We start from the raw sequence: 26520 nt of genomic DNA, 5'->3' as shown, positions 1-26520 counted from the left end.
TGCGGGGCTAATGTTTTGTCGCATGGATCGGCGGGGTGACCCCCTGCCGCTTCAGCTGCGCCTCGCGCCAGGTGATGAAGCTCACCGCCGCGATGATGATGCCGCCGCCGAAGATCACCCAAGGATCGGGCGGCTCGGCGAAGAACAGCGCCCCAAGCGCCACCGACCAGACGAGCTGCAGGAAGGTCACCGGCTGGGTCACCGTGACCGGCGCCGCCGCGAAGGCCAGCGTCATGGTGTAATGCCCCGCCGTGGCGAAGGCCGCGACCGCGAAGAGAAAGCCCAGCTCGGTCCAGCTGGGCCAGACCCAGTTCAGAAGCGCAAAGGGCATCAGCGCCAGCATCACCGTGACCGACAGGAAGGCCACCACCACCGGGGCCTCGGTCTCGTCCGAGAGGATCTTGGCCAGGAGGTAGCTTCCCGAGAAGGTGCCCGCGGTGACCAGCATGGCGAAATGCCCGGGGTCGAGCTCGCGGAAGCCCGGGCGCAGGATGAAGAGCGCGCCGGCGAGTGCCGCGCAGATCGCCAGGATGCGCCGCGCAGCGATCTTCTCGCCCAGCAGCAGCACCGCCAGCACGCTCACCCCGATCGGGTTGAGGTAGTTCAGCGCCGTCACCTCGGCGATGGGAATGCGGGTCATGGCGAAGAACCAGCAGATCACCCCCACCGCATGGGCCGCGCCGCGCAGGGTGAAGAGCCCGAGCTGCCGCTTGGTGAGCCGCGTCGCCGCCAGCACCCGCCAGAGCGGCAAGAGGAAGACCAGCCCCATGAGATAGCGCAGGAAGGCCATCTCGGCCGCCGGGATGCGCGGGCCGAGGGTCTTCACGAGCGCGGTGACCATCACGAAGCAGAAGCCCGTCACGACCATCCAGAAGATGCCTCGGAGCGGGCTTTGGGGCTTTTCCGTCATGCGGTGCATCAAGCGCGCGGGCGCGGCGGATTGCAAGGGCGCGCGCTACCCAAGAAGCAGCGAAGCCGCGATTGCGAACATCGTGCAGCCGACCAGCGCATCGAGCACCCGCCAGGCCCGGGGCCGCGCGAAGACCGGCGCGAGAAGCCGCGCGCCGAAGCCCAGGAGGAAGAAGAAGGTGAAGGAGGCGGTGACCGCGCCCGCCCCGAAGAGCACCGGCGCCGCGTATTGCGCCGAGATCGCGCCCAGAAGCACCACCGTGTCGAGGTAGACATGCGGGTTCAGCCAGGTCAGCGCCAGGCAGGTCAGGAGCGAGGCCCGGAGGCTCGGCGCGGCATCGCCCGCGCGCATCCCCTGCCCGCCCCGCCAGGCCGCCCTGAGCGCCAGGGCACCATAGACCACCAGGAAGGCCGCGCCGCCGTAGCGCATGACGCCCACGAGCCAGGGCGCGCGCTCGACCAGCACACCGAAGCCCGCGACCCCCGCGGTGACCAGCAGCGCGTCCGAGATCGCGCAGGTCAGCACCACCGGCAGCACGTGCTGGCGCAACAGCCCCTGGCGCAGAACGAAGGCGTTCTGCGCGCCGATGGCGAGGATCAGGGAGAAGCCGAGCGTGAAGCCGGCGAAGGCAGCCTGCATGGCGCCCAGTTCTGGCCGCTCGGGCCCGGCGAGACAAGCGGTTTTGCGCCCTTGCCCCCTGCCCCCGGTAGCCCGTATATGTCCCCAGATTTTCAGACATCACCCGAATGAGGCAATCATGGCCGGCCATTCCAAATGGGCGAACATCCAGCACCGCAAGGGACGGCAGGACGCCGCCCGTTCGAAGCTCTTCTCCAAGCTCTCCAAGGAGATCACCGTCGCCGCCAAGATGGGCGACCCGGACCCCGAGAAGAACCCGCGCCTGCGCATGGCGGTGAAGGAAGCCAAGGGCCAGTCGATGCCCAAGGACAACATCGAGCGCGCGATCAAGAAGGCGACCGGCGGTGACGGGGATTCCTACGAGGAGATCCGCTACGAGGGCTACGGTCCGAACGGCGTGGCGGTGATCGTCGAGACGATGACCGACAACCGCAACCGCACCGCCTCGAACATCCGCTCCACCTTCTCGAAGAACGGCGGCAACATGGGCGAGACCGGCTCGGTCGGCTTCATGTTCGAGCGCAAGGGCGAGGTGGTCTATCCCGCCGAGGTCGGCAACGCCGAAGAGGTGCTCGAGGCGGCGATCATGGCCGGGGCCGAGGACGTGGAAAGCTCCGAGGACGGGCATATCGTCTGGTGCACCGACACCGACCTCAACGATGTCTCCAACGCGCTGGAAGAGGCGCTGGGGGAATCCGAGACCACCCGGCTGGTCTGGAAGCCCTCGAACACCACCGAGCTCGACCTCGAGGGGATGCAGTCCCTGATGAAGCTGGTCGATGCGCTGGAGGACGACGACGACGTGCAGCGCGTCACCACCAACTTCGAAGCCTCCGACGAGGTCATGGCGCAGCTCTGAGCCGCGCTTGAGCGAGACATGAAAAACCGGCGCCGGGGGGACCCGCGCCGGTTTTTACTTTTGGTGGGGTTTGGTGGTCGGGTCGCAGGATCGGGCCGACGCGCACAGCATTTTCATAGAAAGGTAAAGCGCCCGGGCACACGCCCGGCAGCTCTCCGGTCTCGTTTGGGCCGGTCACACCCGCCCGCCCCTCTCAGAGGTCGAAGCGCCCCTGCTCGACGTTCTTGTCGAGCCGCTCGGCGGGGAAGACCCGCCCGTTCATCACGCCCCAGACCCCGGGGCCGAGGATCTGCGCGGCCACCACCGCGCCGCCGAGGTTGAACTCCCCGTCCGAGGCGTACAGCGAGAAAGGCCGCATCGCGCCGGTCAGCACCACGGTCTTGCCCGTGCCCTCGATCTGCGGGGCAAGGTCGCGCGCCGTCTCGCCCATGGTGCCGGTGCCATGGGTCACGACCAGCGCGGGCTCGGGCGCGCGCAGGACCGCCTCGGCGATGGCCGCGCGGTCGGCCGCGTCGAAATAGAGGCTGTCCTTCAGGAGCACCTTCTCGACCTCGGCGAAATGGCACCGCCCGATGCGCAGCATCTCGGGCAGATGCGTGGCGCCGTCGGGCGAGAAGCCCAGGCCCTCGGTCCGCGGGTCATGCACCTTGTCGATCGTCCCGCCGGTCACCAGGACGCGCAGCGCACGGGCCTCGGGCGCTCCGCTCACTGGCTCTCGCTCGCGCGTTCGGCCTCGATGGCGCGCCAGCGCGCGACGTTGTCGTTGTGCTCGGCCAGGGTCTGGGCGAAGGCGTGCCCGCCGGTGCCGTCGGCCACGAAGAACAGGTAGTCCGTCGAGGCCGGGTTCAGCGCCGCCCGGATCGAGGCCCGGCCCGGGTTGGCGATGGGCGTCGGCGGCAGCCCGTCGATCACATAGGTGTTGTAGGGCGTCTCGCCGCGCAGCTCGGACTGGCGCAGCCCGCGGCCCAGCACGCCCTCGCCGTTGGTGAGCCCGTAGATCACCGTCGGGTCGGTCTGCAGGCGCATGCCCTCCTCGAGCCGGTTCACGAAGACCGAGGCGACCTGCGGGCGCTCTTCGGGCACGCCGGTCTCCTTTTCCACGATGGACGCCAGGATCAGCGCCTCCTCGGGGGTCTCGATCGGCAGGCCGTCGGCGCGGTTGGCCCATTCCTCTTCGATGATGATCTCCTGCGCGCGGCGCATCCGGTCGATCAGCTCGGCCCGGCTGTCGCCCTCGGAGACCTCGTAGCTGTCGGGCGCGAGCGAACCCTCGGGCGGCACCTCGACCTCGCCGTCGAGCACGTCGACGGATTTCAGCTCCTCGACCACCTGCCAGGAGGTGACGCCCTCGGCCAGCGCGATGCGGTAGCGGGTGTCGGCGCGGCCGCGCACCTCGGTATAGGCCTCGGGCGCGGGGGCCTCGGCGGCGGGGTCGAACTCGGCCAGTTCCACGAAGCGTCCGGTGGCGGGATCGAGCTCGCGCACCTCGACCTCGGCCGAGGTCACGCCGATGCGGTAGACCACTTCGGTCCCGCAGGTGGAGGCGCCGCCGCGGGTGACGATGTCGACGATCTCGCGCATCGAGGAATTTTCCGGCACCAGGTAGCTGCCGGCCTTCAGCTCGGCGGTCTTGTCGCTGTAGTCGGCGCCCAGGCGGAAGATCGTCGGAGAGCTGACCGCGCCGCGTTCGGCGAGGTTCTGCGAGACCCGGGACATGTTGGTGCCGCGCGGCACCTCGAGGCAGATCGGCTCGGACAGGGGGCCCGCGCCGTCATACTGCTGCTGTCCCCAGATCAGCACGCCGCCGAAAAGGAAGATGATCACGACCAGGAAGGTCAGCGCGTTGGAGGCGATGTTGCGCCACATGGGTCTCTGCCTGCTCTCGTTCTTGTCACCACGCCGCCCCGGCCCGGCCAGGGGCGACACGGCGCGTTTATCGCCCGGATGGCGCCGCCGGGAAAGTCCGGCGGGCCGCTCTGCGGGCGGGAATCAGCCGACCTTGCCGAAGATCACGCTGGCGTTGGTGCCGCCGAAGCCGAAGGAGTTCGACAGCGCATAGGTGATCTCGCGCTCGCGCTTGGCGTTGGGCGCGAGGTCGACCTTGGCCTCGACCGCGGGGGTGTCGAGGTTGATCGTCGGCGGCGCCACCTGGTCGCGGATCGCCAGGATCGAGAAGATCGCCTCGATCGCGCCGGCGGCGCCCAGGAGGTGCCCGGTCGCCGATTTGGTCGAGGACATGGTGACCCGCGGGGCGGCCTCGCCCAGGAGCCGCTCGACCGCGCCGAGCTCGATCACATCGGCCATGGTCGAGGTGCCATGGGCGTTGATGTAGTCGATCTCTCCGGGCTCGAGGCCCGCGTTCTTCAGCGCCGCGCGCATGGAGCGTTCGCCGCCCTCGCCGTCCTCGGCGGGCGCGGTGATGTGATAGGCGTCGCCCGAGAGGCCGTAGCCCTTGACCTCGGCGTAGATCTTGGCGCCGCGCGCGACGGCGTGGTCGTAGTCTTCCAGCACCACGACGCCCGCGCCCTCGCCCATGACGAAACCGTCGCGGTCGGCGTCATAGGGGCGGCTCGCGGTCTCGGGCGCGTCGCCGCGCTTGGTCGAGAGCGCCTTGCAGGCGTTGAAGCCCGCGATGCCGATCTCGGAGATCGCCGCCTCGGCGCCGCCAGCCACCATGACGTCGGCATCGCCGTGCTGGATCAGCCGCGAGGCGTCGCCGATGGCATGGGCGCCGGTCGAGCAGGCGGTCACCACCGAGTGGTTCGGCCCCTTGAAGCCGTAGCGGATCGAGACCTGGCCGGAGATCAGGTTGATCAGCGCGCCGGGGATGAAGAAGGGCGAGACCCGCCGCGGCCCCTTCTCGCGGATCAGAATGGCGGTCTCGGCGATGGAGTTGAGCCCGCCGATGCCCGAGCCGATCATCACGCCGGTGCGCAGGCGGTCCTCTTCCTCCTCGGGCATCCAGCCCGAATCCTTCACCGCCTGATCGGCGGCGGCCATGCCGAAGAGGATGAACTCGTCGACCTTGCGCTGCTCTTTCTTCTCCATGAAGGCATCGGGATTGAAGGTCCCGTCAGAGCCGTCCCCGTAGGGCACTTCGCAGGCATATGTGGTGGCCAGATGCGAGGCATCGAACTTGGAGATCGTGCCCGCGCCGGACTTGCCGGCCAGGAGCCGCGACCAGCTCTCCTCCATGCCCGAGGCCAGGGGTGTGACGAGGCCCATTCCGGTGACGACGACTCGACGCATGGCGTGCCCTTTTCACTTCAGCATTCCTGTTCGGGCAGGCTCTTACCGGTTGGCCCGTTTCGGGGCAAGGGCGGCGTCCCCGGCGCTCACGCCCAATCGGGGCCGAGATCCGCCGCCGCGCGGTCGATCCAATGCTCCCGCAGCCAGTCGCAGGGCTTGGAATAGCGGATCAGCGAACCGCGGTAGCCCTCGATCGCCTCGTCCATCTTGGGATGGCCGTGGAAGCAGACGACGCGCGCCGCCTCGGGCAGGCGCGGGGCGCTCAGGTAATTGCCCGGGAAAGGGTTGCAGTCGTATTTGAACGAGACGACCCAGTCTTCGGGGATATATTCGAAGACCCCGCGGTCCATGGCCTTGTGGCTGGTGTAGCGCTGCTCCGAGCCGCGCGCGGCCTCGACCTCGGCATAGGGGTTCGCGGCGATCTCCTCGTAGAGAAAGCCGTGATGCGCCGGGTCGTAGCGGAAGACCGAGCCGTGCCCGGTGGGCCTTCCCTTGCGCTTCTCGGTCCAGTCGTGGCGCATGGCAACCTTGCCGGGGGCGAGGTCGAAGAGCGGATCGAGCGGCCCGGTGATCACCACGTCGAGATCGAAGCCGAGGATCGGGCCTTCGAGGTCCGGCACCAGCCCCTCGCGGAAAAGCGAGACCTTGCGCATGGCGCCCTGCCGGTTGGCCACGGCGAGCGCCCGGTCCATCTCGCCGCGGAAGGGTTCCTCGGGCAGCGGCAGCACCTCGATGTCGGGGTGCAGGCCCTCGGCGTGTTCGGTCATGCAGAGAAAGCGCACCGGCCGGTCGAGGTGGCGGCGCACCCCCGAGTAGAGCCGGTTCACGTATTCGGGCCCGAACAGGGTGCCCCATTTGATGCAGGAGATGGTCGCGCGGCGCATGGCCGGGCTCTAGCAGGTGCGGCCAGCGGGGGGAAGATGGGTTGGAGGGATGGGCTCGGCCGGATCGTGGAGCGTCTGACGCCAGCAGAGGCTGACCAGTTAGAGGCTCACCAGCCAGAGGCGCCTGCGGTTGCCCCCCCCCAAGGCACGGTCGAGGCGCGCCCCGCTGCCATCGACGCGCTTGAGAAACAGCTGGCCACTGCGAAGCGGAGCTGACGGCGCCAAGGGAATGGGCGGGCGCTAGGTAGCCCGAGCGTGTCGGCCTCAGGTCGGAGACGGGCTGAGTGGATGCGGCGCAAGTTTCCCCGTCAGGTTTTCCGCACACCGCCAACCTCCCCCGCGCAACCTGCGCCCGAATAGCACCGAACGTGCCGGGCGCGCGCCGGACCGGCCCCTTGGGCCGGCGCTCCTTGGGGTGGCGTGCATAGCTATCCCCTAGTCCTGACCTTGCCGGGATAAAGCGCGCAGCTCGGAGGGTAGCAGCGCCGGCCCCCGGTCCGGCGCGCGCCCTCTGGTGCGAGGGGTGCTAGGGGGAAAGGGGCTGCGGCGGGGAGAAGGTGTCAGGGCCTCGGCGCGTCCTGCACGGCGCCGCGCGCCAAGGCGCGCCCTGCCCCGAGGCATACCACCTTCACAGGTCCAACCGCATTCACAGGCCAACCGCTTTCAAAGAACCAACCGCGTCACACCAGCCAAACCCCACCCCCGCCCCTCACAGCGACGGCCCCTGCTTCTCCATCTCCGTGCGGATCCGCCGGATCATCCACCAGACCGCGCCGACCACGGGCAGCACGGCGGCGGCGGTCAGAACCCCGCGGGAGACCCCGGCGAGCTCGGCCGCGGGATAGAGCAGATAGGCCACCAGCGAGACCGCGTAATAGCTGATCGCCACCACCGAGAGGCCCTCGACCGTCTTCTGCAGCCGCAGCTGCATGTCGGCGCGCTGGTTCATCGATTCGAGCAGGTCCTGGTTCTGCGCCGAGCGCTGCACCTCGACCCGGGTGCGCAACAGGTCCCCCGCCCGCATCGCCCGTTCCGCCATGGTGCCGAGCCGCCGCTCGGAGGATTTCACCGTCCGCATCGCCGGATCGTAGCGGCGCGTCATGAACTCCTCGAAGGTCTGCCGCCCGCGCCAGCGCTCCTCGCGCAGGACCTCGATGCGCTGGCCGACGATGGCCTCGTAGGCACCGGTCGCCCCGAGCCGGAAGGAGGTCTGGGCCGAGAGGCTCTCGAGCTCGGCCGAGACCGCCAGGAGCGCCTTCAGCGTCTCCTCGGCGGGGCCCTCGCCATGGGTCATGGCCTCCATCAGCCGCGTCAGCTCGCTGTCGATCTCGCCCATGCGCGGGCTGATCGCCCGGACCCGGGTGAAACCCAGCATGGACATCGACTTGTAGGTCTCGATCTCGGTCAGCCGCTGGACGATGCGCCCGACCCGGCGCTCGCCGACATGCGGCCGGGCGAAGACCGCGAAGCGCATGTGCCCCGAGGGGTCGATGCGGAAATCGCCGGCGATCACCGCCTCGTCGTCGATCACCGAGGAGACCGCGAGGCTCTCGGGCACGAACCAATCGGCCAGCTCCTCCTCGAAGCCGTCGCCCTCGGGGCGCACGCAGCAGCGGATCAGGCAGGAGGTCACCCGCACCCCCGGCGCGGCATCGAGCCATTCGCTGGGGAAGACCTCGAAGTCGGAGGGGTCATAGGGCCGCTCGCCCAGCCCCTCGAGAAAGACGGTATAGGTGACGAACTCGGTGTGCTGTTCCCATTTCAGCATGTGCCGCCCGATGCGGCCCTGGAAGTGCGTGGCCCCGGGCTGGGGATGCGGCGCGCCGTAGCGGTCGAGCAGGTCGGTCAGATGCGCGAGATCGAGCGAGCGGTCCCGCGAGGCCGCGCCCCGGGGCTTCTTGATCGCCAGGAAGACCGCCCGGCAGGGCGGCGTCAGCGCGGGAAAGGGGCGCGCGTGCAGCTCGTTGGCGAGCTTGTAGCGCAGCGGATGATCCTGGATCGGCGGCATGGGCACTTCTTCTGACGGCTGGGTCTGAGTGTAAGGCTTAGTCCGCTCCGGTCGCGCAGCAAAGGTATTTTTTATTCATTTTCAATAGCTTGCGCGGATGCAACGGTATACAGCGGGGGTTGGAGGGGGTTTTCCTGCGTGATTTCAAGCGGTTGGGGTTGAGGGTGGCGCGGAGGGAGTGTGTGTGCTGCGGCATTGGGTGGTGGGCGTGGTTGAGGTGCAGGGATGCGCTTGGAGGGCGCTTGGGCAGTGGGTCGGCATGGTTGGCGCGCGGTAGGGCAGCATGACTGGTGCTTGATGTGTCGGCAGGGCTGGCGTGCAGCGGGTCAGCCTGCTGGCATGTGGCGAGCTGGCATGTTGGCGCGTGGCGGGTTGGCATGTTCGCGCGTGGTGAGACGCGCATGCGTCCGCCTTGGATGCGCTTACACCTTGGGGATCGATGACATCCCCGCAGTAAGAGGGCGCGCCTCCCCCCTCTCCACTAGCCCCAACAGAGGGCGCGCGCCGGACCGGGGGCCGGCGCTGCCGACCTCTGAGCGAAGCGCTTTATTCCGGCAAGGTCAGGGCTAGGGGCGATCTATGCACGCCACTCCAAGGAGCGCCGGCCCATCGGGCCGGTCCGGCGCGCGCCCGGCACCTTCGGTGCTATTCGGGCGCAAGGAGGGGCGCGGGTGTGGGGGCGTGGTGCGGAGGCCGAAGGGTTTCGGCTCTCGAGAATACGCAAGAGGCGCCGCGGTGTCCCGGGGCGCCTCTTCTGTTTTCAATGCAGATTGGCTTTGGGCGGGGTGCGGGCGTCTGGCGCCTGGCCATTCTGGCCGCCTTTCAGCATCGAGGGCCTTTCAGCCCTCAGCGCCCACCAGACGCGCCCCCATCACCCGCGCGCCGCCGACCAACCGTCAACCACCGGCCGGCGCCGCGCCACCTCGCCTCCTCAGCCGAGCTTGCTCAGCAGGTCGGTGATCGTCGCCTTCGCGTCACCGTAGAACATCCGCGTGTTGTCCTTGAAGAACAGCGGGTTCTCGATGCCCGAATAGCCCGTGCCCTGGCCGCGCTTGCAGACGAAGACGTTCTTCGCCTTCCAGACCTCGAGCACCGGCATCCCGGCGATCGGCGAGTTGGGATCGTCCTGCGCCGCCGGGTTCACGATGTCGTTCGAGCCGATCACGATGACCACGTCGGTGTCGGGGAAGTCGTCGTTGATCTCCTCCATCTCCAGCACGATGTCATAGGGCACCTTGGCCTCGGCCAGCAGCACGTTCATGTGCCCCGGCAGACGTCCGGCGACGGGATGGATGGCGAAGCGCACCTCCTTGCCCTTGCCGCGCAGCGACTTGGTGAGGTCGGAGACCGCGTTCTGCGCCTGGGCGACCGCCATGCCGTAGCCCGGCACGATGACCACGCTGTCGGCCTCGTCGAGCGCCTGGGCCACGCCGTCGGCGTCGATCGCCACCTGTTCGCCCTCGACCGCCATCTGCTCGCCCGAGCTGCCGCCGAAGCCGCCCAGGATCACCGAGACGAAGCTGCGGTTCATGCCCTTGCACATGATGTAGGACAGGATCGCACCCGAGGAGCCGACCAGCGCGCCGACCACGATCAGAAGATCGTTGCCGAGCGAGAAGCCGATCGCCGCGGCGGCCCAGCCCGAGTAGGAGTTCAGCATCGAGACCACCACCGGCATGTCGGCGCCGCCGATGCCCATGATCAGGTGGTAGCCGATGAAGAAGGCCAGGAGCGCCATGATGAAGAGCGTCCAGGAACCCGATCCGCCGAGGTAGAGCACCAGCATCAGAACCGAGCCGATCAGCGCGGCGAGGTTTAGAAGGTGCCCGCCGGGCAGCTGCTTGGCGGCGCTGTCGACGCGGCCGGCGAGCTTGCCGTAGGCGATGATCGAGCCGGTGAAGGTCACCGCGCCGATCCAGATGCCGAGCGAGAGCTCGACCATCAGGATGCCGATCTCGACCGGGGACTTCTTGGAGACGAGCTCGGCGAAGTTGCCCTCGACGCCCTCACCCGCGGCCTTGGCGGCCTCGACCATGTTGATGGTGAAATCGGCGTTGAAGCCGACGAAGACCGCCGCGAGGCCGACCAGCGAATGCATCGCCGCGACCAGCTCGGGCATCTGCGTCATCTGCACCCGCGTGGCGAGCTGCCAGCCGATCACGCCGCCCATGGCGATCAGGATGACCGAGACCACCCAGAGGCCCGAGCCGGGCCCGATCAGCGTCGCGATCACCGCCAGCCCCATGCCGACGATGCCGTACCAGATGGCGCGTTTCGCGCTTTCCTGCCCGCTCAGACCACCGAGCGAGAGGATGAAAAGAACCGCCGCGACCACATAGGCCGCCGTCGTGAATCCGAAGTCCATTGTCCTGCCTCCCGCTTACGATTTCTGGAACATGGCGAGCATGCGCCGGGTCACGAGGAAACCGCCGAAGATGTTGATCCCGGCCATGAAGACCGAGACGGCGGCGAGGAGGATCACCAGGAAGGAGCTCGATCCGATCTGCATCAGAGCCCCGAGAATGATGATCGAGGAGATCGCGTTGGTCACCGCCATCAGAGGCGTGTGCAGCGAATGGCTGACGCCCCAGATGACCTGGAAGCCGACGAAGACCGACAGGACGAAGACGATGAAATGCTGCATGAAGCTGGCCGGCGCGATCAGCCCCACCGAGAGGATCGCCGCGGCGCCGATGCCGAGCAGCGTGATCTGCTGGGTGGTCTGCTTCTTGAAGGCGGCCAGTTCCTCGGCGCGCTTCTCTTCCGGCGTCAGCTCCTTTTCCTTGGGCTTGGGCTTCTGCGCCGCGATCGCCTTGGTCTTGGGCGGCGGCGGCGGGAAGGTGACCTCCTTGGCATGCGCGATGGTCGCGCCGCGGATCACGTCGTCCTCCATGTCATGGTTGACCGTGCCGTCCTTCTCGGGCGTCAGATCGGTCATCATGTGCCGGATGTTGGTGGCGTAGAGCATCGAGCTCTGCTTTGCCATCCGGCTGGGGAAGTCGGTGTAGCCGATGATCGTCACGTCGTTGTCAGTGACGATCTTCTTGTCCTTCTGGGTGAGCTTGCAGTTGCCGCCCTTCTCGGCGGCGAGGTCGACGATCACCGAACCGGGCTTCATCGCCTTGACCATGTCCTCGGTCCAAAGCTCGGGCGCCTCGCGGTTGGGGATCAGCGCCGTGGTGATGACGATGTCCACATCCGGGGCCAGCTCGCGGAACTTCGCCAGCTGCGCCTCGCGGAACTCCGGGCTCGATGGCTTGGCGTAGCCGCCCGATTCTGCGCCGTCGGTCTGTTCCTCGTCGAAGTCGAGGTAGACGAATTCCGCGCCCATCGACTCGACCTGTTCGGCCACCTCGGGGCGGACGTCGAAGGCCAGGGTGATCGCGCCGAGCGAGGTCGAAGTGCCGATCGCGGCCAGCCCCGCGACACCGGCGCCCACGACCAGCACCTTGGCCGGCGGCACCTTGCCCGCCGCCGTCACCTGACCGGTGAAGAAGCGGCCGAAGTTGTTGCCGGCCTCGATCACCGCGCGGTAGCCCGCGATATTGGCCATCGAGGAGAGCGCGTCCATCTTCTGCGCGCGCGAGATGCGCGGCACCATGTCCATGGCGATGACCGAGGCGCCCTTGTCGGCGGCGGATTTCATCAGCTCTTCGTTCTGGCCGGGCCAGAAGAAGGAGATCAGGAGCTTGCTCTCGCTCAGGTGGCCGATCTCGGCCTCGCTGGGCGGCTGCACCTTGGCGACGACATCCGCGCCGCTCCACAGCGCCTCGGCGCTGGCCACGATCTCGACGCCGGCCTCTTCGTAGGTCGCATCGGGATAGCCGGCCTTCTCGCCGGCGCCGGTCTCGATGGCGCAGTCATAGCCGAGCTTCTGGAGCATCTTGGCGCTGTCGGGCGTCATCGCGACCCGCGCCTCGCCCTCCAACACCTCTTTTGGCGTACCAATCTTCACGGTCTCAAGTCCCCTTTCGGTCCGTCGTTCATGCGCATGTCAGCAGCCCCGCGATCCCCGAGCCCGGGGTCGCGCGTCGCTGCGCATTTGCAGACCGTAGAGCATAGCTTCACGCGGAGTTAAAGCCACCTGTTCGTTTGTTGCGCGCGGGCGAGGGATTGCGACATAAAACTGTCGCGGAAATGCGCAGGCCGGGCATGGGTGTTTCAAGGGCGGCGCGCGGCGGGGCGGATCGGCGGGATGCGTGGCGCGGGCCGCGGCCGGGATTTCACACGCTATTCCAAATACTTGCCGCAGCGCCAGCTTGCCGTCCGCGCGGCGCCTCCCCCGCCCCCACACCCTGCCCCGGCGCGCCCGACCGCTGACGCCGCGTCGACCGAGGCGCCGCCTCTTGTGGCCCCCGCGCGGCTCACCCTAGGCTCGCGGCAATCGAGAGGAGGACGTCCATGCATCTTCAGGGCAAACACGCGCTTGTCACCGGCGGCGGCACCGGCATCGGCCTGGCCATCGCCCAGGCCCTGGCCGAGGCCGGCGCCGAGGTCACCATCACCGGCCGCCGCGAGGCCCCGCTCCGCGCCGCCGAGGGCCCGCGCATCGCCGGCCAGGTCATGGATGTCTCCGAGGAGGCCTCGGTCGAGGATGGCGTTGCCGCTGCCGTGGCCGCCCGCGGGCCGGTGCAGATCTGCGTCGCCAATGCCGGCATCGCCGAGGGCCGGGCCCTGCACAAGACCGACCTCGCCTTCTGGCGGCAGATGATGGGCATCAACCTCGACGGCTGCTTCCTGACCATCCGCGCCTGCCTCGCCTCCATGCGCGGGACCGACTGGGGCCGGGTCATCGCGGTCTCCTCCATCGCGGGCATCCGCGGGCTGAAGGGCGCCCCGGCCTATTCGGCCTCGAAACACGGGATGGTGGGGCTGATGCGCGGGCTGGCCGCCGATTACGCGGGCAAGCCGATCACCTTCAACGCGCTCTGCCCGGCCTATGTCGACACCAATATCGTTTCCTCCAACGTCGAGAAGATCATGCAGCGCACCGGCATGTCCCAGGAGGACGCCACCCAGGCCATGGTCGGTGTGAACCCGCACGGGCGGCTGATCACCCCCGCCGAGGTTGCTGAGGCGGCGCTGTTCCTCTGCGGGCCAAACTCGGGCAGCATGAACGGCCAGGCGCTGCAGGTCGCGGGCGGCGAGATGTGAGCGGGGGCGGGCACAAGAAGTTGCCCCATTTAACCCCAAGTTAGGCCATCCCGGCCTTCTATGGCGAAAGTCCCGGCGCCGGGCATTTCTCCGGCGGCGGGGGGCGTGCCCGCGACCCGCGGCGCGCCTCGGGTGCAAACATAGCGCGGCGGGCCCCGACGGGGCCTTTCCCCCCGCGCCTTTTCGACCGGAGTTGCTGATCGATGCCCAGCTACGACGTGCGCTTCTACACGATCAATGCCTTCGGCACCGTGCCCACCGGCCGGGGGTCGAGCTTTACCTGGAACGGGCCCGCCACGCCCGAGGGCCGCGCCCGCATCACCGACGAGGAATCGGGCATCGAGGGGCGCACCCTCGACGACGATTCCGCGGGCTCGGAAAGCGCGCGCGCCGATGTGCAGACCCCCGCGGGCAACTCCAGCGGCAGCCGCGTCGACGCCGAGGCCGTCTGGACGGTGATCGACACCGTGACCGGCGAAAGCTTCCAGATCGTCGCCTTCGACGTCGAACAGGGCAGCGCCGCGGGCGACTACATGCTGAGCGAGGTGCCCCTGGTCCAGGGCCGCAGCTACCGGGTCGAAAGCTACGACAGCAACCCCAACGCCGCCTCGGGCGACGCCGCCTTCAGCTACGCCGATTACACCGAGGAAAACGGCGTCGTCGAAGGCACCGAGGGCGGCGATCTGATCGACGCCTCCTATCGCGACTACGGCGGAGAGGGCATCGACCAGGGCGCCTCGCCCGACGATTCGATCCTGGGCTTCGGCGGCGACGACACGATCTACGGCGGCGCGGGCGGCGACACGATCGACGGCGGCAGCGGCGCGGATGTGATCTACGGCGGCAGCGGCACGAGCGACGGCAGCCCCGCGCCCGAACGCCTCTCCGAGATGCTGCGCTGGAACGCGGAAGGCGGCAGCGGCACCAATGTCGCGGGCGGCTTCACCCAGAACACCGGCGCGGTCGATGTCTCGCTCTCCTTCCGCAGCGACGGCAACAACGACCCGAGCTTCCTGATCGACAACGGCACCGCGCAATACGGCGGGCCCGAGGATTTCGCCGCCAATTCCTCGCTCCGGCTCTACGGGCGCGGCGACGGGGAGACCTCGACCTCGACGATCTCCTTCTCCTCGGCGCGCGACGGCTATGCCGACACGGTCGAGAATGTCTCCTTCCGGATCAACGACATCGACTGGGGCCGCGACAACCACACCGATATCGTCACGGTCAACGCCTATGACGCCGCGGGCAATCCCATCGACGTGGTGCTGACGCCGGGCGGCGGCGACCGGGTCGACGGCAACACCGTGACCGCCAATACCGTCGCCAACAGCGCCGCCCAGGCCGACGGCTCGGTGCTGGTGGAAGTGGCCGGGCCCGTCGCCTCGATCGAGGTCAGCTATGCCAACGGCCAGGGCAACACCCAGGCGATCTGGCTCACCGACATGCGCTTCGACGCGGTCCCCACCGAGGATGGCGGCGACCTGATCACCGGCGGCACCGGCGCCGACCGGATCTTCGGCGAGGCGGGCGACGACACGATCTCCGGCGGTGCCGATGACGACACGATCGAGGGTGGCACCGGCAGCGACAGCCTCGCGGGCGATGGCGGTGCCGACAGTCTTTCCGGCGGCGACGGGGCCGACACGCTCTCGGGCGGCGACGGCGACGACACGCTGGCAGGCGGCGCCGGGGCGGACAGTCTCGACGGCGGCGCGGGCGCGGATGCCCTCGACGGCGGCAGCGGCGCGGATATGCTCTCGGGCGGCGCGGGCGATGACACGCTGGACGGTGGCGCCGGGGCTGACCGCCTCGACGGCGGCGAGGGCGACGACAGCCTCTCCGGCGGCACCGGCTCCGACACGCTCTCGGGCGGCGCAGGCGCCGACGATCTGACCGCCGCCCAGGGCGATCAGGTCTCGGGCGGCGCCGGCGACGACCGGATCTCGCTCGCCGATCTCAACGAGGACGGGCGCGGCGAGATTTCCATCGACGGCGGCACCGAGGACCAGCGCGCGGGCGACACGCTCGACCTCGCGGGCCTCGCCGACCGCAGCACCCTGCGCTTCACCACCGACGAGACCACCGGCGAAAGCACCGGCAGCGTCCAGATGCGCGACGGCACAACGGTGAAATTCCGCAACATCGACCGGATCGTCTGCTTCACCCCCGGCACGTTGATCCGCACCGCCGCGGGCTGGCGCCGGGTCGAGGTGCTGGAGCCGGGCGACCTGCTCGAGACCCGCGACCGGGGCCTCGCGCCGCTGCGCTGGGTCGGCCGCGAGCGTGTCACCGGCCAGGGCGCCACCGCCCCGGTCGAGATCCCGGCGGGCGCCCTGCCCGGCCTCCGCCGCCTGATCCGGGTCTCGCCGCAGCACCGCTTCGTGCTGGGCGGCAAGGCGGCCGAGCTCCTCTTCGGCACGCGCGAGGTCTTCGTGACGGCGCTGCATCTCGCGGGCTGGCGCGGCATCCGGCAGCGCGCCTGCCGCCGGGTCGACTATTTCCACCTGGCGCTCGACCGCCACGAGGTGATCTTCGCCGAGGGCGTCCCGACCGAGAGCTTCTTCCTCGGCCCGACGGGCCTTGCCACCCTGCGGCCCGAAACCCGCAAGAGCCTGCAGGCCGCCCTGCCCGCGCTGGTCCATCATCCGCAGGACTTCGGCGAGACCGCCCGCCCCTGCCTGCGCGCCCATGAGACCCGCGCCCTCCTGCGCGCGCTCGATGGGGAAGTGACGGAGGGCGCTTCCAGGCGTCGGAGCCCTCTGCCCGTGGGGTGACTGCGGGGCGGGCCCTCTCCGGGGGGGGCTCACGCCAAAGCTACCGGCACGGGCACAGGCACAGGCACAGGCACAGGCACAGGCACAGGCACAGGCACAGGCACAGGCACAGGCACAGGCACAGAACAACTGCCCCGCTCCCGGTCGGCGCACCATCCAAATCCTCGGAAAATCGACGCCCGCCGGCCCCGCCAGCTACGCCGGGCCGTGCAGACTCACACAGCGCCCGCCCTCAACCAGAGCCGCACCGCCCCACACGACACCCACCGCTCAATCCGACCGGCGCAGCGCCCCGCCTCTCAGGCCGAGACCCGCAGCCCCGCCCGGCGCGAGGCCGCCCAGTCGCGCGCCGCGGCCCCGAAGGCGCGGAAGAGCGGCCGCGAGACCGGATCGTTGCAGGCATCCCATTCCGGGTGCCATTGCACCGCCAGGGTGAAGCCCGAGGCGCCCTCGATATAGGTGGCCTCCGGCGTGCCGTCCGGCGCATGGCCGTCGATCCGCACCCGGTGGCCGGGCGACTTGATGCCCTGGCCGTGCAGCGTGTTGGTCATCACCTCGCGCGCGCCCAGCACCCGGTGGAAGGGCCCGCCCTCGGTGAAGGTCACCTTGTGGCGCAGGGCGAACTTCTCCTCCAGCGTGCCGTCGGGCGGCATGCGGTGGTTCATCCGCCCCGGCAGGTCGCGGATCTCGGGGTAGAGCGTGCCGCCCATGGCGACATTGACCTCCTGGAAGCCCCGGCAGACGCCGAAGACCGGCTGGCCGCGCTCCACGCAGGCCCGCACGAGCGGCAGCGCGATGGCGTCGCGGTCGCGGTCGAAGGCGCCATGGGCCTCGGTCGGCTCCTCGCCGTATTCCTCGGGGTGCACGTTGGGCCGCCCGCCGGTCAGCAGGAAGCCGTCGCAGGCCTCCAAGAGCTCGGGCACGGTCACCACCCGCGGATCGGCCGGGATCAAGAGCGGCAGCGCCTCGGCGACCTGCGCCACCGCCTCGGAGTTCATCGACCCGCCGGCATGGGCGGGATACTCATCGTTGATGAGGTGGTGATTGGTGATAATCCCGACGACCGGACGGGTCATGGCGGCCTCTTTTTCCAGCGTGCTCCGCAGATATCTAGGTCAAAGCGGCGCCGAGGTGAAGCCCGCTCAGACCTTGGGCACCAGCCCCGCGGCCTCGATGCCCGCCGCGCCGGCCTTGGCGTCGTTGTCCGAGGTATCGCCGGTCACGCCGACGCTGCCGAGCGTCCGGCCCCGGCTGTCCTGGACCAGGATGCCGCCCGGCACCGGCACCAGCGCGCCGCCCAGCGCTCCGTTGGCGCAGGCGATGAAATAGGCCTGGTCCTCGGCCCGCTGCATCTGCGCCGAGCCCGGCATGCCCAGCATGACCGCGCCGTAGGCCTTGCCGTGGGCAATCTGGTAGCGCCCCGGGCTCGCGCCGTCGCCGCGCTCGAAGGCGATCGGGTTGCCGCCGGCGTCGAGCACGATGACCGACAGCGGCTTCATGCCCGCCTCCTTGCCGTGCTCGAGGGTCTTGCGGATGATGGTGCGCGCGCGGCGCAGCGAAATCTCGGCCATTCAGAAAATCCTTTCCTCTCCTGTCGCGTCGTCAATCGAAAGCCCGGCCCCGGGCCTCAAGCGCCCCCGCCCCTGGCATGACCGGGCGCCAAATACTCCGGGAGCGCGAGGGCAGCGCCCTCGCTCCGGTCGGCCCGGCCGCAAGGCCGGGGCGATCGGACCCTCCCGACCCAAGCCACCGAGCCCAGACCAAGCCCCCCGAAGCGCCCCGCCCCTCGCATGACCGGGCCTCAAAATACTCCGGGAGCGCGAGGGCAGCGCCCTCGCCTGGGCCGGCCGCTTAGGCCGGACCGGCCCCAAAGCCAAAACCTCAGCCCGCCGCCTTCAGCTCCAGGCGGCGGCGGTGCAGCACCGGCTCGGTGTAGCCCGAAGGCTGGGCGCGGCCCTCGAAGACCAGCTCGCAGGCCGCCTGGAAGGCGATCCCGTCAAAACCCGGGCCCATCGCGCGATAGGCCGGGTCATCGGCGTTCTGCCCGTCGACCACCTCGGCCATGCGCTGCATGACGCCCATGACCTCGTCTTTCGAGACCACCCCGTGATGCAGCCAGTTGGCGACATGCTGGGCCGAGATCCGGCAGGTCGCGCGGTCCTCCATGAGGCCCACGTTCTCGATGTCGGGCACCTTGGAGCAGCCGACGCCCTGGTCGACCCAGCGCACCACGTAGCCGAGGATGCCCTGGGCGTTGTTCTCGATCTCGCGGGTCACGGCGTCGGCGTCCCAGTTGCGCCCCTCGGCGACCGGGATGGTCAGGAGCGGCTCGAGCCCCGCGCGCGGCCCGCCCCGGGCGATCTCGTCCTGGCGGGCGGCCACGTCGATCTGGTGGTAATGGGTCGCATGCAGCGTCGCCGCCGTCGGCGAGGGCACCCAGGCGCAGGTCGCGCCGGACTTGGGGTGGCCCACCTTCTGCTCGAGCATGGCCGCCATGCGGTCGGGCATGGCCCACATGCCCTTGCCGATCTGCGCCCGGCCGCGCAGCCCGCAGGCGAGGCCGATGTCGACGTTGCGGTCCTCGTAGGCGGCGATCCAGTCGGTGCCCTTCATCTCGCCCTTGGGCACCATGGGGCCGGCTTCCATGGCGGTGTGGATCTCGTCGCCGGTGCGGTCGAGGAAGCCGGTGTTGATGAAGGCCACCCGCTTGCGCGCGGCGCGGATGCATTCCTTGAGGTTGGCCGAGGTGCGGCGCTCCTCGTCCATGATGCCGAGCTTCACGGTGTTCGGCGCGATCCCCAGCGCCGCCTCGACTTCCGAGAAGACCTTGTCGGCGAAGGCCACTTCGGCGGGCCCGTGCATCTTCGGCTTGACCACATAGACCGAGCCCGCGCGGGAGTTGCCGCGACCGGCGTCCTGCAGGTCGTGCTTGGCGATGAGCGTGGTGATCATGGCGTCCATCAGGCCCTCGAAGACCTCCGCGCCCTCGGCATCGAGGATCGCGGGGCTGGTCATCAGGTGGCCGACGTTGCGCACCAGCATCAGCGCCCGGCCCGGCACGGTCAGCGTGCCGCCGTCCGGTGCCTGGTAGTCGCGGTCCTCGGCGAGGCGACGGGTCACGGTCTTGCCGCCCTTCTCGAAGCTCTCCTCGAGGTCGCGCTTCATCAGCCCCAGCCAGTTGCCATAGGCCAGGGTCTTGTCCGGCCCGTCGACGCAGGCGACCGAATCCTCGCAGTCCATGATCGCCGAGACGGCGCTTTCCAGCTCCACGTCGGCGAGGTGCGCCGGGTCGGTGCTGCCGATCTGGTGGTCGGGGTCGATCACCAGTTCGATCTTCAGCCCGTTGTGTTCGAGCAGGTGGCGCGTCGCGTCGCCGGTCTCGCGGCTGCCGCGATAGGCGGCGGGCTCGGCCAGCGGGCCCTTGTCCGTCACCAGCGCGCCGCCCTCGACGCGGTAGGCGGTGACATCGCCATGCGAGCCCTGGGCCAGCGGCACCGCGCGGTCGAGGAAGTCCTTGGCCCAGGCGATCACCCGCGCGCCGCGCTTCGGATCATAGCCGCCGCCCTCGGGCAGGTCGCCCAGCGCGTCCGTGCCGTAGAGCGCGTCATAGAGCGAGCCCCAGCGCGCGTTGGCGGCATTGAGCGCGAAGCGCGCGTTGGTGATCGGCACCACGAGCTGCGGGCCCGCGATGGTGGCGATCTCGGGGTCGGTATCGGCGGTCTCGATCTGGAAGTCGCCGCCTTCCTCCACGAGGTAGCCGATCTCGCGCAGGAAGGATTCGTAGGCCGCGGGGTCCGAGATCGTCCCGGGGTGCTCGCGGTGCCAGGCGTCGAGCTTGGCCTGCATCTCCTCGCGCTCGGCCAGGAGCCGGCGGTTCTCCGGCGTCATCTCGGCCAGAAGGGCGGCAAAGCGGGTCCAGAAGTCCTCGGGCGCGATGCCTGTGCCCGGCAGGGCCTTTGTCTCGATGAAGTCGCAGAGCCCCTTTTCGACCTGCAATCCCTGCCGCTCGCTGCGCTCGACCATTCCGTGCCTCCCGGTTTCCTAGATTCGGCGCAGAACCTAGCAAGAGGTTTCCGATAGGCAACATGCGTTTCTTGGGAGGTGGGGGGGTGTGGGGGGACGGCAGGTCGTCTTGCGTGGTGTGCCGGGCGGGCTAAGGCGGGTCGATGCGGTCTTTTGCGGTGTGAGAGGTCTGGGGGATTTGGGGCGATGCGTGGGATTGATCGCTTCACGGCGGCGTGGGGTTAGGTGTTCGTCGATCCGAAGGGCGCGGATTGGCCTTGCTGCCCAAGCCAAGACGGCACCCTGCCCCGCTCCACGCAAGAGACATCCCCAGCATCAGAGCCGCCTAAGCGCCGCCACAACAAGCTCCCGAACGCCCCCCGCCCGACACCAACCGGCCCACAAGCCCCTCTCCCGCCGCAACCTCGCGCAACAGAGGGCGCGCGCCGGACCGGGGGCCGGCGCTGCTGACATCTGAGCGGCGCGCTTTATCCACGCAAGGTCAGGGCTAGGGTCATGCTATGCGCGTCATCCGAAGGAGCGCCGGCCCAAGGGGCCGGTCCGGCGCGCGCCCGGCATCTTCGATGCTATTCGGGCGCATTTAGGGCGTGGGTGGTTGGTGGGTGGGTGGGCGTTACCCCGGCCGATCAGGCGCTGCGCCTCTGTATGATCAGGCAGAAAACCTCGCCCCAGTGCGCCCCTCTAAACCTCACTCCCCCGCATAGGCACAAAGCGCATGCACCTCCATGCCCAGCGCCTCGAGCCGGGCGCGGCCGCCGAGGTCGGGCAGATCCACGATGAAGGCGCAGCCGATGACCTCGGCCCCGAGCCGCTCGCAGAGCTTGATCCCGGCCTCCGCCGTGCCGCCGGTGGCCAGGAGGTCGTCCACGATCAGCACCTTCTCGCCGGGGCTCAGCGCGTCGTCATGCACCTCGACCACCGCCTCGCCGTACTCCAGCGTGTAGCTCTCCGAGATCACCCGCCCCGGCAGCTTGCCCTTCTTGCGCACCGGCACGAAGCCGGTCGAGAGCTGATGCGCCACCGCGCCGCCCAGGATGAAGCCCCGCGCCTCGAGGCCCACCACCTTGTCGAAGCGCAGGCCCGCATAGGGATGCAGGAGCTGGTCGATCGCCATGCGAAATCCGCGCGGGTCGGCAAACAGCGTGGTGACATCGCGGAACATGATGCCTTCATGGGGAAAATCCGCGATCGTGCGGATGTAGTCTTCGACCTTGGTCATCGGGATCGGGCCTCTTCGAGGGTCGCTGGGTCAGGAAAAATTCAAGGGCTCAGAGCACGCGCCCGGCCACCGCGTCGAGCTTGGCCAGAAGCGCGGGGTCGCGGGCCTCGGGGGCGGTCAGGATGGCGTGGTCGAGCGCATGGTCGCAGCCCTCGGGACAGGGCGCGGGCCGTTCGGTCAGCCGCCCCGGCAACGCCTTGACCAGCGCCCGGGCATTGGCGGCATTGGCCTTCAGCACCTTGACCACCTCGGCGACCGAGACCGCCCCGTGCCCGGGGTGCCAGCAGTCGTAATCGGTGACCATGGCGACCGAGGCGTAGCAGATCTCGGCCTCGCGGGCGAGCTTGGCCTCGGGCAGGTTGGTCATGCCGATGACATCGGCACCCCAGGCCTCGCGGTAGAGCCGGCTCTCGGCATAGGTCGAGAACTGCGGGCCCTCCATGGCGAGATAGGTGCCGCCGTCATGCACGGTCACGCCGGCCGCGCGGGCCGCCCCGGCGGCAGCCGCGGAGAGCCGCGCGCAGGTCGGATGGGCGAAGGAGACATGCGCCACGCAGCCCGAGCCGAAGAAGGAATTCACCCGCGCGAAGGTCCGGTCGATGAACTGCTCGACCACGACGAAATCGCCCGGGCGCATCTCCTCGCGGAAGGAGCCGCAGGCCGAGACCGACACGAGGTCGGTCACCCCCAGCCGCTTCAGCGCGTCGATATTGGCACGGTAGGGCACATCGGTCGGCGCATGCACATGGCCCCGCCCGTGGCGCGGCAGAAAGGCCATGGGCTGGCCCTGGAGCGTGCCGGTGAGGATCCGGTCCGAGGTCGGCCCCCAGGGGGTCTCGACCTGCACCCAGTCGGCATCTTCCAGGCCGTCGATCTCGTAGACGCCCGATCCGCCAATGATTCCAAGCCGTTCGACCAAATGCGCCTCCCCCTGCACACGCCGGGCACATGGAAGCAGCTTGCCCGCGCTTTGGCAATGCCGGCGCGGGACGGCGGGGCCCGGGGGCGGCCTATCTGCCGATGCGCCGGCGCAATTCGCCCACAAGTTCGGCGCGGTCGCGGCCGCTGCGCTCGGAGAGCGCCTTCAGCCCGAAATGCACATGCGCCATTTCCTGGTAGTAGCTCGTGTAGGCGTAGTTCGTGGCCGCCCCCGCCGCGGCGCCGAGCACCGGCACGGTCTGGGCGGCGAGCTTCTGGCCCAGCACGGTGGCGAGCCGGGGGGCGACCCGGACGATGATCCCGTGCACCGTGGCGCCGGTCAGCGTGACCCGCGCCGAGAGGAAGGCCATGTCGGCGCCGTCGTCGGCCTCGAGCGGGCCCGCGGAGCCGAAGACCAGGAGGCACTCCTTGCGGATCTCGGGCGCATCGGGGTCGAAGCCGTGTTCGGCGGCGATGCCCTGGATCGCGCGGAGAAGCACCGTTGTGGTGACCGGCAGTTCCGCCAGCGCCGTCGGCAGCCCGCCCGCGCCGCCCGCGGCCCCCATGGCGGTGGTCAGCGCGGTGTTGAGCCAGCCCTGCTGGTCCGGCAGATGCGTCCGCGAGCGCGCCGCCGCCTGCAGCGCGGTCTCGAGCGCGCGTTCGGTGGCGCCTTCGAGCCGGTCCTTCACCCGGTCCGGCAGGCGCTCGATCAGGTTCTCGGCCTGGCTGCCGAGGATGTTGAGGAGCTGCAGCCCCACCCCGCCCGCGCACCGGTGCCGCCGCGCCAGCGCGTCGAGATCGGCGGAGAGGTCGGCGGGCACGAGGTCGGTGGTGGTCATGGGGAAAAGATCGGCGCGGTCGGGCGGGGTTTCAAGGCGGTTCGGCGGGGTTGAGCGGTGAGGCGCGGGTTGGGGGGGAGGTTGGGGGAGGAGGCGCGGCTTTGCGGTGGGGCGCGGGCTGGTGATGCGGCTCTTTTAGCGGGACGGCATAGGCCGGGCAAACATAGGACCGCTCACGCGCCCCTCCCCGCCCCGCACCTCTAGCCCCCACCCTCGCACATTAGGGCGCTCCCTCCCCCGCGCCGCTGGCACCGCGCACCAGAGGGCGCCCCCTCGCCCCTCTCCACAAGCCCCGCCAGAGGGCGCGCGCCGGACCGGGGGCCGGCGCTGCTGACCTCTGAGCGAGGCGCTTTATCCCAACAAGGTCAGGACTAGGGGACAGCTGAGCACGCCACCCCAAGGAGCGCCGGCCCAAGGGGCCGGTCCGGCGCGCGCGCGGCACCTTCGGTGCTATTCGGGCGCAAAGCGCGATGGGTGGACCCGAGGGCTTTTGTGCAACCGCCTGCGCGGTTCACCTTACGCGGAAGCCGCGCTTTCGACCCTCTCCACAAGCCCCCACAGAGGGCGCGCGCCGGACCGGGGGTCGGCGCTGCTGACCTCCGAGCGAAGCACTTTATCCCAGCAAGGTCAGGACTAGGGGATAGCTAGGCGCGCCATCCCAAGGAGCGCCGGCCCAAGGGGCCGGTCCGGCGCGCGCCCGGCATCTTCGATCCTATTCGGGCGCAAGGAGGGGCGCTTTGGTTACAAGCTAGGTGCAAGCGGTTGGACCGGGGACCAGCCCCCCTCACACCGCCTTCGACACCTCGCCGGAGACCCCGTCCCAGGCGCCGGGCTCCAGCGCCAGACCGAGCACCCGGTCGGGGTTCGTCGGCGGCGGCATCCTAACCGCGTCGAGACGTTCGAAGCCGAACCGCCCGTAGTAAGGCGCATCGCCCACCAGCAGGACGCGCGGGCAGATCTCCCGGGCGCGCTCGACGGTGTCGCGGATGAGCGCGCCGCCCATGCCCTCGCCCTGGGCGGTGGGATGCACGGCCACGGGACCGAGGAGCAGCACCTCCGCCCCGCCCACGCGCACCGGCCAGTAGCGGATCGCCCCGCCGATCGCGCCGCCGGCCTCCCAGACCGCGACACGGCAAAGCGTGGCGACCGGCGCCACGTCCTCGCGCAGGCGATAGGAGGACAGCGCCGTCCGCCCGGGCGCGAAGCTCAGGTCGTAGAGCGCCTCGATTTCCCACCAGTCGCCCGGTTCTTCCTCTCGGAGGCTGTACAAGGTCCGCCCCAGCTGCCCGATCTACCGACGCCCCGCCTAGCACGGCCCGCGAGGGGCGGCAAACCTGCCGCGCGGCTTGCCCTCGGCGGCGCGACGCGCTCTATCTGCGGCACGGACGACGCCAAGGAGGTTCCATGTTCTACCGCCCCGAAGACGGCCACGGCCTGCCCCACAATCCCTTCAACGCGGTGGTCACCCCCCGGCCCATCGGCTGGATCTCGACCCGCGCCTCGGACGGATCGGAGAACCTCGCGCCCTATTCCTTCTTCAACGCGGTCGCCTATGTGCCGCCGCAGGTGATGTTCGCCTCGACCTCGGCCAAGGCAGACCGCGGCGACACCAAGGACAGCGTCGCCAATATCCGCGACACCGGGGTCTTCTGCGTGAACATCGTGGAATACGCCCTGCGCGAGGCGATGAACACGACCTCGGGCCCCTGGGACAAGGAGAAGGACGAATTCGAGCTCGCCGGCCTCGAGAAGGCCGAATGCGACACCATCGCCTGTTCCCGGGTGGCCGCAGCGCCCGCCAACCTCGAGTGCAAGCTGACGCAGATCCTCGAACTGCCGGGCGAGGCCAATTTCGCCGTCTTCGGCGAGGTCACCGGCGTGCACCTGCGCGACGACTGCCTGGTCGACGGGATCTTCGACGTCCTGCGCTTCAACCCGCTGAGCCGCATGGGCTACCGCGATTACACCGTGGTGCGCGAGAAATTCTCGCTGAAACGCCCCGGCGAATAAGGCGGCTCGACGGCGCGCGCGAAAGCTGGCACTAAGGGCGGGCACCAAGGGAGTGAGCGATGGACCAGCACCTTTGATCGAGAACCCGAGTTTTTGTTCCGTCGAAGGAGGCTCTCCATGCCTGCCCGTCTGCCCGACCCGCGCGCCGCGCATCCCATCACCCTGCCCGATGGCACCCTGCACCGGGGCACCGTCTTCCTGAACCAGGTGATCGACCATCCCCGGATGGAGATCGGCGATTACACCTATGCCTCGGATTTCGACCCGCCGCCCGAGGGCGGCTGGGCTTCGCGGCTCGCCCCTTATCTGTTCGATTTCGCCGAGGAGCATCTGCGCATCGGCCGGTTCTGCCAGATCGCCCACGGGGTGCGCTTCGTCGGCGCCTCGGCCAACCACGAGACCCGGGCGCTCTCGAGCTTTCCCTTCCAGGTCTTCGACCCCGAGGCCATGCACGGCTATGCGCCCGACCGCCGGGACACCGAGGTCGGCCATGACGTCTGGCTCGGTTACGGGGCACTTGTCTGCCCCGGCGCGCGGATCGGCAACGGCGTCTTCGTCGGCGCGGGTGCGGTGGTCCGGGGGGAGGTGCCCGACTACGCGGTGGTGACCGGCAACCCCGCGCGGGTGGTGCGGATGCGCTACTCCGAGGGCGAGATCGCCACGCTCAACCGCCTGGCCTGGTGGGACTGGCCCGCCGCGCGCATCACAGAGGCCCTGCCCGCGCTGACCGCGGGCGATGTGGCCGCGCTGGAGCGGGTGGCGGAGGCAAGCGGGTGAAGATGGGGGGTTTGGGGCATAGACCTAGGTTTTTGCCTCGCGCCCCTCACACCCATCGCACCAGAGGGCGCGCGCCGGGCCGGGGGCCGGCGCTGCTGCCCTTTGAGCGAGGCACTTAATCCACGCAAGGTCAGGGCTAGGACTGAGCTAAGCGCGCCACCCCAAGGAGCGCCGGCCCATCGGGCCGGTCCGGCGCGCGCCCGGCACCTTCGGTGCTATTCGGGCGCAAGGAGCGATGGGTGGACCCGAGGGCT

The 26520-nt window shown here is 69.6% G+C and carries 21 protein-coding genes; 5 read left to right on the top strand and 16 right to left on the bottom strand.

Annotation, left to right across the window (positions count from 1 at the left end):
- Positions 1-7: 7 nt before the first annotated feature.
- Positions 8-910 (bottom strand): DMT family transporter, encoded by a 903-nt coding sequence (locus ACX938_RS10130; RefSeq protein ID WP_459430953.1) that lies wholly within the window; start codon positions 908-910, stop codon positions 8-10.
- A 45-nt stretch (positions 911-955) separates the two neighbouring features.
- Complete coding sequence (locus tag ACX938_RS10125; RefSeq protein ID WP_459430952.1) at positions 956-1549, bottom strand: LysE/ArgO family amino acid transporter; 594 nt, start codon at positions 1547-1549, stop codon at positions 956-958.
- Positions 1550-1667: 118 nt separating this feature from the next.
- Between ACX938_RS10125 and ACX938_RS10120 the strand changes: the two genes are divergently transcribed.
- The gene (locus ACX938_RS10120; protein WP_232751911.1) at positions 1668-2408 is read left to right on the top strand and encodes a YebC/PmpR family DNA-binding transcriptional regulator; all 741 of its coding nucleotides are present in this window, start codon (positions 1668-1670) and stop codon (positions 2406-2408) included.
- A gap of 193 nt (positions 2409-2601) precedes the next feature.
- Here the strand turns inward: ACX938_RS10120 and ACX938_RS10115 are convergent, their stop codons facing one another.
- The 7 genes from ACX938_RS10115 to ACX938_RS10085 all read right to left on the bottom strand — a co-directional run bounded on the left by ACX938_RS10115 (position 2602) and on the right by ACX938_RS10085 (position 12504).
- Positions 2602-3117 carry an asparaginase domain-containing protein gene (locus ACX938_RS10115; protein ID WP_232751912.1) on the bottom strand — a complete coding sequence of 172 codons (516 nt, stop codon included), beginning with the start codon at positions 3115-3117 and terminating at the stop codon, positions 2602-2604.
- The gene (mltG, locus tag ACX938_RS10110; RefSeq protein WP_459430951.1) at positions 3114-4274 is read right to left on the bottom strand and encodes an endolytic transglycosylase MltG; all 1161 of its coding nucleotides are present in this window, start codon (positions 4272-4274) and stop codon (positions 3114-3116) included. The genes ACX938_RS10115 and mltG overlap by 4 nt, the downstream gene beginning before the upstream one ends.
- Before the next feature lie 123 nt (positions 4275-4397).
- On the bottom strand, positions 4398-5657 hold the full coding sequence (gene fabF, locus ACX938_RS10105) for a beta-ketoacyl-ACP synthase II (protein ID WP_232751914.1): 1260 nt from the start codon (positions 5655-5657) through the stop codon (positions 4398-4400).
- Between the two features lie 86 nt (positions 5658-5743).
- Entirely contained in the window at positions 5744-6541 is a 798-nt protein-coding gene (locus tag ACX938_RS10100) for a glycosyl transferase (protein WP_459430950.1), read from the bottom strand.
- Between the two features lie 709 nt (positions 6542-7250).
- Complete coding sequence (locus ACX938_RS10095) at positions 7251-8549, bottom strand: DUF3422 family protein (protein ID WP_232751917.1); 1299 nt, start codon at positions 8547-8549, stop codon at positions 7251-7253.
- 931 nt (positions 8550-9480) lie between these two features.
- Complete coding sequence (locus ACX938_RS10090; RefSeq protein ID WP_459430949.1) at positions 9481-10914, bottom strand: NAD(P)(+) transhydrogenase (Re/Si-specific) subunit beta; 1434 nt, start codon at positions 10912-10914, stop codon at positions 9481-9483.
- A gap of 15 nt (positions 10915-10929) precedes the next feature.
- Positions 10930-12504, bottom strand: coding sequence for a Re/Si-specific NAD(P)(+) transhydrogenase subunit alpha (locus ACX938_RS10085; RefSeq protein ID WP_459430948.1), 1575 nt, complete (start codon positions 12502-12504; stop codon positions 10930-10932).
- A 446-nt stretch (positions 12505-12950) separates the two neighbouring features.
- Here ACX938_RS10085 and ACX938_RS10080 point away from each other — a divergent pair, with 446 nt between their 5' ends.
- Complete coding sequence (locus ACX938_RS10080; RefSeq protein ID WP_459430947.1) at positions 12951-13703, top strand: SDR family NAD(P)-dependent oxidoreductase; 753 nt, start codon at positions 12951-12953, stop codon at positions 13701-13703.
- Between the two features lie 203 nt (positions 13704-13906).
- Positions 13907-16480 (top strand): Hint domain-containing protein, encoded by a 2574-nt coding sequence (locus ACX938_RS10075; RefSeq protein WP_459430946.1) that lies wholly within the window; start codon positions 13907-13909, stop codon positions 16478-16480.
- A gap of 299 nt (positions 16481-16779) precedes the next feature.
- On the opposite strand, the gene ACX938_RS10070 is transcribed toward ACX938_RS10075, so the two are convergent.
- From ACX938_RS10070 to ACX938_RS10040, 7 genes are all read right to left on the bottom strand, one after another.
- A complete protein-coding gene (locus ACX938_RS10070; protein ID WP_459430945.1) occupies positions 16780-17556 on the bottom strand; it encodes a gamma-glutamyl-gamma-aminobutyrate hydrolase family protein in 777 nt (258 codons plus the stop codon).
- A gap of 66 nt (positions 17557-17622) precedes the next feature.
- Positions 17623-18051 carry a GlcG/HbpS family heme-binding protein gene (locus tag ACX938_RS10065; protein ID WP_232751923.1) on the bottom strand — a complete coding sequence of 143 codons (429 nt, stop codon included), beginning with the start codon at positions 18049-18051 and terminating at the stop codon, positions 17623-17625.
- Between the two features lie 310 nt (positions 18052-18361).
- Entirely contained in the window at positions 18362-20503 is a 2142-nt protein-coding gene (locus ACX938_RS10060) for a malate synthase G (protein WP_459430944.1), read from the bottom strand.
- Between the two features lie 688 nt (positions 20504-21191).
- Complete coding sequence (locus tag ACX938_RS10055) at positions 21192-21722, bottom strand: adenine phosphoribosyltransferase (protein WP_232751925.1); 531 nt, start codon at positions 21720-21722, stop codon at positions 21192-21194.
- 49 nt (positions 21723-21771) lie between these two features.
- Positions 21772-22641 (bottom strand): S-methyl-5'-thioadenosine phosphorylase, encoded by an 870-nt coding sequence (locus ACX938_RS10050; protein ID WP_459430943.1) that lies wholly within the window; start codon positions 22639-22641, stop codon positions 21772-21774.
- Between the two features lie 91 nt (positions 22642-22732).
- Positions 22733-23479, bottom strand: coding sequence for an EcsC family protein (locus tag ACX938_RS10045; RefSeq protein WP_459430942.1), 747 nt, complete (start codon positions 23477-23479; stop codon positions 22733-22735).
- A 784-nt stretch (positions 23480-24263) separates the two neighbouring features.
- On the bottom strand, positions 24264-24749 hold the full coding sequence (locus ACX938_RS10040; protein ID WP_459430941.1) for a GNAT family N-acetyltransferase: 486 nt from the start codon (positions 24747-24749) through the stop codon (positions 24264-24266).
- A gap of 134 nt (positions 24750-24883) precedes the next feature.
- On the opposite strand from ACX938_RS10040, the gene ACX938_RS10035 reads away from it, so the two are divergent.
- Positions 24884-25489 carry a flavin reductase family protein gene (locus ACX938_RS10035; protein ID WP_232751929.1) on the top strand — a complete coding sequence of 202 codons (606 nt, stop codon included), beginning with the start codon at positions 24884-24886 and terminating at the stop codon, positions 25487-25489.
- A 117-nt stretch (positions 25490-25606) separates the two neighbouring features.
- Positions 25607-26266 carry a CatB-related O-acetyltransferase gene (locus tag ACX938_RS10030; protein WP_459430940.1) on the top strand — a complete coding sequence of 220 codons (660 nt, stop codon included), beginning with the start codon at positions 25607-25609 and terminating at the stop codon, positions 26264-26266.
- The last annotated feature ends 254 nt before the right edge of the window (positions 26267-26520 follow it).

This window comes from Roseivivax sp., from assembly GCF_054552075.1.
The sequence above is the reverse complement of the archived record's forward strand: the minus strand, read 5'-3'. Positions and strand labels throughout refer to the sequence as shown.

Coding starts and splice junctions, on each gene's coding strand:
- ACX938_RS10130 (WP_459430953.1), bottom strand. CDS start 910: ATGACGGAAAAGCCCCAAAGCCCGCTCCGAGGCATCTTCTGGATGGTC.
- ACX938_RS10125 (WP_459430952.1), bottom strand. CDS start 1,549: ATGCAGGCTGCCTTCGCCGGCTTCACGCTCGGCTTCTCCCTGATCCTC.
- ACX938_RS10120 (WP_232751911.1), top strand. CDS start 1,668: ATGGCCGGCCATTCCAAATGGGCGAACATCCAGCACCGCAAGGGACGG.
- mltG (WP_459430951.1), bottom strand. CDS start 4,274: ATGTGGCGCAACATCGCCTCCAACGCGCTGACCTTCCTGGTCGTGATC.
- fabF (WP_232751914.1), bottom strand. CDS start 5,657: ATGCGTCGAGTCGTCGTCACCGGAATGGGCCTCGTCACACCCCTGGCC.
- ACX938_RS10100 (WP_459430950.1), bottom strand. CDS start 6,541: ATGCGCCGCGCGACCATCTCCTGCATCAAATGGGGCACCCTGTTCGGG.
- ACX938_RS10095 (WP_232751917.1), bottom strand. CDS start 8,549: ATGCCGCCGATCCAGGATCATCCGCTGCGCTACAAGCTCGCCAACGAG.
- ACX938_RS10090 (WP_459430949.1), bottom strand. CDS start 10,914: ATGGACTTCGGATTCACGACGGCGGCCTATGTGGTCGCGGCGGTTCTT.
- ACX938_RS10080 (WP_459430947.1), top strand. CDS start 12,951: ATGCATCTTCAGGGCAAACACGCGCTTGTCACCGGCGGCGGCACCGGC.
- ACX938_RS10075 (WP_459430946.1), top strand. CDS start 13,907: ATGCCCAGCTACGACGTGCGCTTCTACACGATCAATGCCTTCGGCACC.
- ACX938_RS10070 (WP_459430945.1), bottom strand. CDS start 17,556: ATGACCCGTCCGGTCGTCGGGATTATCACCAATCACCACCTCATCAAC.
- ACX938_RS10065 (WP_232751923.1), bottom strand. CDS start 18,051: ATGGCCGAGATTTCGCTGCGCCGCGCGCGCACCATCATCCGCAAGACC.
- ACX938_RS10060 (WP_459430944.1), bottom strand. CDS start 20,503: ATGGTCGAGCGCAGCGAGCGGCAGGGATTGCAGGTCGAAAAGGGGCTC.
- ACX938_RS10055 (WP_232751925.1), bottom strand. CDS start 21,722: ATGACCAAGGTCGAAGACTACATCCGCACGATCGCGGATTTTCCCCAT.
- ACX938_RS10045 (WP_459430942.1), bottom strand. CDS start 23,479: ATGACCACCACCGACCTCGTGCCCGCCGACCTCTCCGCCGATCTCGAC.
- ACX938_RS10035 (WP_232751929.1), top strand. CDS start 24,884: ATGTTCTACCGCCCCGAAGACGGCCACGGCCTGCCCCACAATCCCTTC.
- ACX938_RS10030 (WP_459430940.1), top strand. CDS start 25,607: ATGCCTGCCCGTCTGCCCGACCCGCGCGCCGCGCATCCCATCACCCTG.